This window comes from Vibrio pelagius (genome assembly GCF_024347575.1).
Lineage (GTDB): Bacteria > Pseudomonadota > Gammaproteobacteria > Enterobacterales > Vibrionaceae > Vibrio > Vibrio pelagius.
Genome location: NZ_AP025505.1, coordinates 388957 through 395604 on the forward strand (window position 1 = coordinate 388957; position 6648 = coordinate 395604).

The following is a 6648-nucleotide window of genomic DNA, read 5'->3' on the forward strand; positions in this document are numbered from 1 at the left end:
CCCTTTTTTTTACACGAAGAAACAAAGAAATTAAGGCCTCACTATGTTTATTGTTAAGTACTATATTCTCATTGCTATCGCTTGTTTTTCCGTGGCACTGGTTGTCCCCAATGTATTATTTAGCTTACTGTTCGTCTGGTCAGGGTTATCGGTGTCTATCGTTAGCGTGGCCTATATCTTCAAGATGCCATCCATATTCAGAAAAAATAGTGATGGAAAAATAGCATGGTGGATCAGATGGGCGTTTATTCCTTTTTTTCTGGGTGTTCGTTTATACAATATCTGGGCTATAAAAAGAGATAAAGTTGAGCCTATTCAGAAAGTAGGAGAGGGGTTATATGTCTCACGACGTTTACTCCCATCCGACTTGGCATTTCTGCAATCGCAAAATATAACGTGTATTGTTGATGTAACAGCGGAGTTCTCTGGGTTAGAGAGTGCTATGACCAGCGATGAGTTCCACTATCTCAATACCCCTGTTCTCGATCATCAAGTCCCTAAACTACGAAAGCTTAAACATGCGCTTAATTGGATAGACACTCAGATAAACCAATCGAGGTCAGTGGTTGTTCATTGTGCACTTGGACGTGGGCGCTCAGTGTTTGTGGTTGCTGCATATCTGCTAGCGAAAAACCCATCTTTAAGGGTGGAACAGGTGCTCAAAGACATCAATGATGTACGAAGCACTGCACAGTTAAATAAAAAACAAAGAAAAGTGTTGAATGCTATCTGTGATAAAGGGCTACTCCACCTTGAAGATAAATGCTGCCTAATTGCTAACCCTGTCGCGGGTGGGGGAAAATGGAAAACATATGAGCAGCAGGTTATTAGAGAGCTAACCCGAAAGTTCAATTTAGAGATAGCGACCACCAGTAAAGAAGTGTCAGCGGAATCTTTAGCCGAACGAGCTAGAGCGAGAAATGCCTCTCATATCATAGTCTCTGGCGGCGATGGTACCGTCAGCGAGGTGGCAAGACAAATCGTAGGGACAGACATAGCCCTCGGGATTATCCCATTGGGGACAGCAAATGCTTTATGCCATGTACTTTATGGTTTTGCGACAAAAATGTCGCCTGTTGAAAAGGCTTGCGAGGCTATCTTATCTGGCAACTCTAAGAAAATGGATTTAGCGTACTGTAACGATCAGCCAATACTGCTCATTCTTGGTATTGGGTTTGAAGAGAAGATGATTGATTACGCTCATCGTGAACAGAAAAATAAAAGTGGCCAACTGGCTTACTTGTCGGGTCTGTTTTCTGCGGTTGTCGTAGGAGAAAGCCAGTGGTTTGTAGTCACTATAGATGGGGAGGTATCACGAGAAGCCGAATTACAAAGTTTAGTGGTTGCCAACACATCGCCTTTCAGCACGGTGCTTGCTCAAGGGGGGAAAGAGCCAAGACCTGATGATGGCCAATTGCATATTACCTATTTAGAACATACTGATTCGCTTGGGGAAAGAGCTTTAGCGATGTCTGATGTACTCCTCTCAAGCCTAGGGCTCAAAGAACAAGCCTCCTTCTTTGAATATGAGTCTGCAAAGCGAGTCAAAATCGACTCAAATCGACAGATTAATTATGTCATTGACGGAGAAAAGTTCTCTGCAGAGTCACTTGAGATAAGTATTAAAAGCCATGCCTTATCCGTTTGCATTCCCTAGTCAGCGATCATAGAACGAACTAAAAATAAAGGAGATCATCATGGAGATGAACCTCTCTTTTGACATTGAGAAGTTTAATCATTTGATTGAACAAAAGCTGGAGCATTGGCTTGTTGAAACCATCAAGTTGATTCCGAATATTATTGTAGCGATCCTTACGTTGTTTGCTTTTATCTTTATCGCCAACTTAGGCGGTCGATTGTTTAGGAATTTGAGCGACCGAGTCGTAGATTCAAAGGAAGCGACTAACTTATTAGCATCGATTGTTAAGGTGGGCATAATAACCGTTGGTTTTTTTGTAGCATTAGATTTCGTTGGCTTGCAAGGTACGGTCACATCACTCCTCGCTGGTGCAGGGATTTTGGGGCTCGCTATTGGTTTTGCTTTCCAGGATATGACTGAAAACCTGATTTCAGGGATCACAATGAGTATCCGCAAACCATTCAAAATAGGAGATATTGTTGAATCCAACGGTGTGATGGGGCAAGTCATTCAGATTAATTTGCGCAACACTCTTGTGGAGACATTTTCAGGTCAGCAGGTGATGATTCCCAATAAAATGGTGTTTCGCAACATCCTGACGAACTACAGCCGAAAAGGTGTCAGAAAAATAGAAATTCCGGTAGGTATCTCTTATGCGGACAGTCCAACTTTGGCAACCAAAGTAATAACAGAAGCTATTAATCAGAAACCTTACGTGAGTAACCCTGATGACACAGCTGTTCATGCTGCTAGTTTTGCCGATAGTAGTATCAACTTGCTAGTGTGGTTTTGGATTGATTACCCTGGTGACTATGGTTACATGGAAGCACAAAATGACAGTATTGTAGCGATTAAAGAATCACTGTCGGATGCTGGGATTACGATTCCGTTTCCTATTCGCACATTGGATTTTGAGGCGAAAGGAGGAGAAAGTCTATCAAGTATAGTGTCGAATAATGTCTCTAATATAAAATGATCACAATATTAAAAAGCGTCAAGCAAATAGGCTTGACGCTTTTTTATTACTCTAGTTTGCATGCGACGGATAAAATCGATATATGCTATAAGTGCTTCGCCATTTCGTCATTTTCCACCTGCAATGCGGCAACCCAGTAAGAGAAGAATGACGACAATTTCGGATTGTTAAATGTGCCAATCGCATTTTTCAAATACGTGATTAACTGTCGGTTGCTCTGATACATCTCGTCGTAATTGCTAATCACAATAGGCTGGTACTTCCGCGCTGAACTATCTATCTCTGGATTTAAGTCACTAATTTTAAGTTTAATTTCATTGATCATTGAACGCTCGATTTTTAAAAATCGACTTGCAGCTCTAGAGAGAGCTTGATGCGCCCTGTACTCAACGAGATCGCGGCATGATTGATAATGTCCTTTAAGAGCAAATAATATTTTATCTATCCGTTGGTCGTGCGTCGCGTCTATAGACCCATTGTTATTTTCAATCCGCATATTGATACTCCTTCTTGTCCGAACTGTTTTTCCATACCTGCACAAATTGACTGCTCAATCCATTGACTGTAAGCCACGAAGATGATGACGACACATTTCTACTTCTCTCTGAATAGTTGTTATTTTTTGTCTTAATTCTGGTACTTGATCTGATAAAATTGCGATGTCATCAATGGTTTTTTCTTCTATGCCTGACAGGTGTTTGAGATAGAGGTGGTTATCAGCTCTGCCTTGGCCTTCCTCTGCTTCAATCCAGCAACGTCGAGCATTAATGGTATAGCTGTCTGGAATGATTTGATGCTGTTTTGAAGGTCTGGAGAGCGATTTTAGTTTTAGCTCAACACACTTCTTGACGGCATATATATCAAAAAGACTTTCTCTTATATCTTCGTTATCCACATTGGATATCGCTCTTTCATATATGATATTTCCACTTTCTATCAAACTAATAATGGATGAAATGTTTTTATTACTCATATTGCCTCATTTGGATTTCACGTAATAGGAATAAAGCATGTTGCGTGCCAAATAAAACCACCATTGAATCCTAATTTATGGATAGAGAAGCCTGTTTTTTTGTAAAAGATACAATTGGTAGAAAAAATAAGTGAAAATATTACATGAACACTGAGACTTTAACTTATCTTGAACCCGAAAATACCATATATAGCAGGATGTTTTAAAGTTGGCATGATGTTCGCTTGGCTTATTGTAAGAAGTGATAATTACTGTCTTGCGATCACTTTATTTTTTCCAATTAACTCAGTTAAGGAGATTATGTATGCCAAATGCAAATAGTAAAAAAACGGATCCTAAGCAACAAGCCGAAGAAGTTTATGAGATGGCAGAAGAGGTTGCTACAGAAGCAATAGAAAATGTCAAAAATACTGTTCAAGATACGCTAGAAGCAGGTTCTGAAACTGTAAAAAGTAAAGCAGAGCAGGCTGAAAATATGATTAAAGAGCGTCCGCTTTTGAGCGTTGGCTGCGCATTTGTTGCAGGCTGGGCAATTTCTAAGTTAATCAAATAAGCTTTAGTGAACACGAAGAGGAAAGTTATGCAGTCTAATCATTCCAAAGACGCACACAATGAGCCTCAAGACCGCGAAGCGGAGCTTCTAGATCATGCGTTTGTTCAACTAAAGGGGCTTCTACAAGACCTAACTGCTCTCCAGTCTCACACTCAACAGTGGTTCCTATCGATTTTTGAGTTGTTTTCTTTGGAGTTGCATAACACGGTTGCCGCGAGTAGAAAACTGATTGTCATTAAATTCCTCTTCGTGACTCTACTGCCGATGTTTCTAATTAGCATCGCTGTCGGTGCTGGAGTTGTTGGGTACTATTTAACTTCGAACCTTCTGGTAGGGTACGGCGCGTTCATTGGAGCGTTTGGCGCTATCCTTGTGCTTTTGGGACTCGGCAGTCGATATTACACCCAATTCGTGGGTTTTAAATACACTAAAGAGCAGCTTGGGAGATTTTATCATGCGATCAATGAAAAAACGGCAGCGGAAAATTTTAATGAAAAGGCTTGAGTGTGATAGTAAATCTCGTCAAATCGGACTCAGCATGAATCTGCTTTATTTTAAAGGAAAAAGTTATGTCCAGGAGTACCCACTCCACTCAGTAGGGATCTTAGCACTCAGTATGATTGCCACAAGCAAAGCTAAAAATATCAGAACGCTTTTTTATGGCTATAAACAGGCTCGCCAATTAATTCGTTCACTTGAACAATAATTAATGGGTTTCATCTCCAATGTCGTTATTCACCACTGAATTTGGTGTGACTAATCGGAAACAAAATCTTAATATCTGAGGAATATGATGGACGTTAAAAGAGATAGGATATTACAGCTTAGTTTAATGACCATTGCTCTTATCATAATGTTCATTTTCATATTACATGTTGCAAAACCCTTTTTGTTGCCCGTTTTTTTCGGTTTTTTTATTTCACTTCTATGTAGCCCGTTAGTCAATCGATTAGTGCGTTTTGGCATTCCTCGTATCATCAACGTTATCGCTGTTTTATTAGGGTTCGTTAGTTTCATTGTGTTGAGCTTAAACCTGTTAAGTGAGCCTGCTCAGCAATGGTGGTCTAAGTTACCCATGTTAATTGAGAACGTCTCTAACGAAGTCAGTGAAGCTACTGAGAATAGTGAGTTGGTCAAAGAGACTGATTTCACTCTGAGTAGCACGATGACGCATGATGGACTTACAAGTAATACCTCATTTTCTATTATTAAATCAGTACTCACCACAACTCCAACGATAGTCACACAGTTGATGGTCGCACTTTTTATGGCGTACTTCATGATGAGTTATGGCCGACAGATGTATTCTCAATGTTTATCTTTGCTCACGCGATTTTCTGATAAACGTAAAGTGGTTGGGCTTGTGAAAGTGGTCCAAACTGATCTATCGCGCTACATAAGTTCTATCACGATTATCAACATTTGTTTGGGATTGGTCGTTGGTTGCGTGTTCTACATGATGGGGCTCAAAGACCCGTTTTTATGGGGAGCATTTGCTGGTTTGATGAACTATATCCCTTATCTTGGGCCGATGATTTCAGTGGCTTGTTTTGCCTTGGTGTCCTTTTTGCAGTTTGAATCCTTAAGCTACTCATTGACTGTTGCTTCGCTTTTTTTGGTCATCAATCTCATAGAGAGTCAATTAGCGACCCCGACTTTACTTGGCAAAAGGTTCCGTTTAAACCCTTTGATTCTGTTTGTTTGGTTAGTGTTTTGGGGTTGGTTATGGGGAGCGATGGGCATGTTGATAGGAGGACCGTTGCTGGTACTTATCAATGTTGTGCTAAGCAAAGTAAGTCGTCCTCAAATTACGATTAGTTGATAACGAAAGGCGTAGTTTGTTTTAGGGTTGATCCCGTTGCATTTTGAAGGATAAATGTGCATGGTTAAAAAATTGAAACGAAAAACCAAAGCTCTCATCGAATCTGAAAATATTTTAGGCGGTATTTTCACGGCTTCTCTTCTTGAGTCTACGATTGTTCCTATTCCTCTAGAAGCACTACTTATTCCACTGTTGCAGAAACGACGTGATAAGATTTGGCAGATTGCGTTAATGGCAACCTTAGGTTGTATGACGGGCGCCTTATTGGGTTATGCGTTTGGATACTTTACCTTCGAACTACTGCGAGATTGGCTCGTCGAAAACTGGATATCAGAGCAACGCCTCGACACGGTTATACAGAGAATGAATACTGAAGGTTTCTGGTTTATCATGACCTTAGGTGTAGCGCCAATACCATTTCAAATAGCGATGTTGTCAGCGGGAGCAACTTCTTTTTCGTTATCTTTATTTCTATTCGCAACGGGTCTGTCTCGTTCGATCAGGTACTTCGGGATTGCCATCGTCATGTATGTTGCCGGTGATAAAGCTGAACAGTTAATTAAAAAATATAAAGTTGCAGCTGTCGGTTTAATCACACTGGTGCTGTTGATATTTTGGTATTTGAGAGCAACAAGCAACGGATAGTTTTCCGTTTTCGAATAAGATACAACCGTTGGTATTACTT

Annotated in this window: 8 protein-coding genes; 6 read left to right on the plus strand and 2 right to left on the minus strand. The window is 40.4% G+C overall.

From position 1 onward, the window contains the following. Positions 1–43 precede the first annotated feature (43 nt). A complete protein-coding gene (locus tag vsple_RS21900) occupies positions 44–1657 on the plus strand; it encodes a diacylglycerol kinase family protein (protein WP_261884190.1) in 1614 nt (537 codons plus the stop codon). A 40-nt stretch (positions 1658–1697) separates the two neighbouring features. After that, positions 1698–2615 (plus strand): mechanosensitive ion channel family protein, encoded by a 918-nt coding sequence (locus vsple_RS21905; RefSeq protein ID WP_261884191.1) that lies wholly within the window; start codon positions 1698–1700, stop codon positions 2613–2615. A gap of 85 nt (positions 2616–2700) precedes the next feature. Here the strand turns inward: vsple_RS21905 and vsple_RS21910 are convergent, their stop codons facing one another. Both vsple_RS21910 and vsple_RS21915 read right to left on the minus strand, forming a co-directional pair. After that, on the minus strand, positions 2701–3111 hold the full coding sequence (locus vsple_RS21910; protein WP_261884192.1) for a hypothetical protein: 411 nt from the start codon (positions 3109–3111) through the stop codon (positions 2701–2703). Between the two features lie 54 nt (positions 3112–3165). Continuing rightward, entirely contained in the window at positions 3166–3588 is a 423-nt protein-coding gene (locus vsple_RS21915; protein ID WP_261884193.1) for a DUF2383 domain-containing protein, read from the minus strand. A 304-nt stretch (positions 3589–3892) separates the two neighbouring features. On the opposite strand from vsple_RS21915, the gene vsple_RS21920 reads away from it, so the two are divergent. From vsple_RS21920 to vsple_RS21935, 4 genes are all read left to right on the plus strand, one after another. Then, a complete protein-coding gene (locus tag vsple_RS21920; RefSeq protein WP_261884194.1) occupies positions 3893–4141 on the plus strand; it encodes a hypothetical protein in 249 nt (82 codons plus the stop codon). A gap of 27 nt (positions 4142–4168) precedes the next feature. Beyond that, positions 4169–4645, plus strand: coding sequence for a hypothetical protein (locus tag vsple_RS21925; protein ID WP_255232990.1), 477 nt, complete (start codon positions 4169–4171; stop codon positions 4643–4645). 286 nt (positions 4646–4931) lie between these two features. Then, the gene (locus tag vsple_RS21930; RefSeq protein ID WP_261884195.1) at positions 4932–5963 is read left to right on the plus strand and encodes an AI-2E family transporter; all 1032 of its coding nucleotides are present in this window, start codon (positions 4932–4934) and stop codon (positions 5961–5963) included. A 54-nt stretch (positions 5964–6017) separates the two neighbouring features. Beyond that, complete coding sequence (locus vsple_RS21935) at positions 6018–6608, plus strand: YqaA family protein (RefSeq protein ID WP_261884196.1); 591 nt, start codon at positions 6018–6020, stop codon at positions 6606–6608. Positions 6609–6648 lie beyond the last annotated feature (40 nt).

What these genes read in the sequence shown, in the direction of transcription:
- vsple_RS21905 (WP_261884191.1), top strand. Translation starts at nt 1,698, where the DNA reads ATGGAGATGAACCTCTCTTTTGACATTGAGAAGTTTAATCATTTGATT.
- vsple_RS21925 (WP_255232990.1), top strand. Translation starts at nt 4,169, where the DNA reads ATGCAGTCTAATCATTCCAAAGACGCACACAATGAGCCTCAAGACCGC.
- vsple_RS21935 (WP_261884196.1), top strand. Translation starts at nt 6,018, where the DNA reads ATGTGCATGGTTAAAAAATTGAAACGAAAAACCAAAGCTCTCATCGAA.
- vsple_RS21930 (WP_261884195.1), top strand. Translation starts at nt 4,932, where the DNA reads ATGATGGACGTTAAAAGAGATAGGATATTACAGCTTAGTTTAATGACC.
- vsple_RS21910 (WP_261884192.1), bottom strand. Translation starts at nt 3,111, where the DNA reads ATGCGGATTGAAAATAACAATGGGTCTATAGACGCGACGCACGACCAA.
- vsple_RS21900 (WP_261884190.1), top strand. Translation starts at nt 44, where the DNA reads ATGTTTATTGTTAAGTACTATATTCTCATTGCTATCGCTTGTTTTTCC.
- vsple_RS21920 (WP_261884194.1), top strand. Translation starts at nt 3,893, where the DNA reads ATGCCAAATGCAAATAGTAAAAAAACGGATCCTAAGCAACAAGCCGAA.
- vsple_RS21915 (WP_261884193.1), bottom strand. Translation starts at nt 3,588, where the DNA reads ATGAGTAATAAAAACATTTCATCCATTATTAGTTTGATAGAAAGTGGA.